The following is a 787-nucleotide window of genomic DNA, read 5'->3' on the forward strand; positions in this document are numbered from 1 at the left end:
GTGTTGACGAAGAAGCCGACCAGCGGCTCCAGTTCGAGCCGTCCGCGTCCGGCGACGGGCGTGCCCACGCAGATGTCGGTCTGCCCGGTCCAGCGGGCCAGCACCGTCTGCGCGGCGGCCAGCAGCACCATGAAGCGGGTCGCGCCGCGCTCCCGGGCGAGGGCGTCGGCCCGGTCGACGAGTGCGCGGGGCAGGTCGACCTCGACCGCACCGCCCCGGCCGGTGAAGACGGGGGGCCGCGGCCGGTCCGTGGGCAGCTCCAGCACCGGGGCGGCCTCGAGCACCCGCTCCCAGTAGGCGAGTTGCGGTTCCAGGGCGCCGTTGTCGGCACGGTCGCGCTGCCACACGGCGAAGTCGCCGTACTGCACGGGCAGCGGCGCCAGCGGAGCGCGCCCGCCCGCCCGGCGGGCCGTGTAGTGCCGGCCGAGTTCGTCCAGCAGCACGTCCTTGGACCAGCCGTCGGTGACGGCGTGGTGGAAGGCGAGCAGGACGACGTGGTCGTCGTCGGCCAGCTCCCACACGCCGGCCCGCAGCAGCGGCGGCCGGGCGAGGTCGAAGCGGCGGGTGGCGTGCGCCGCGGCCAGGTGCCGTACGGCCTCCAGGCGTTCCGGCTCGCCGGCGGCGTGCGGGGCCCGCTCCCAGAGCAGGGGCACCGCGACCGGGTCGCAGACCTGCTGCACGGGGCGGCCGTCGACCTCGAGGAGGGCCGTGCGCAGCACCTCGTGCCGCTCGACCAGGTCGTCCAGGGCCGCCTGCCACGCGGCACGGTCGAGGCCGCCGCGCACCC

General features: G+C 77.0%; 1 protein-coding gene. It reads right to left on the reverse strand.

The features are described 5' to 3' along the window. Positions 1–787 (reverse strand): condensation domain-containing protein (locus tag B7L92_RS35090; RefSeq protein WP_255311287.1); only part of this gene is annotated, 787 nt, incomplete at both ends.

Source organism: Streptomyces viridosporus, from assembly GCF_002078235.1.
Classification (GTDB): Bacteria; Actinomycetota; Actinomycetes; order Streptomycetales; family Streptomycetaceae; genus Streptomyces; species Streptomyces viridosporus.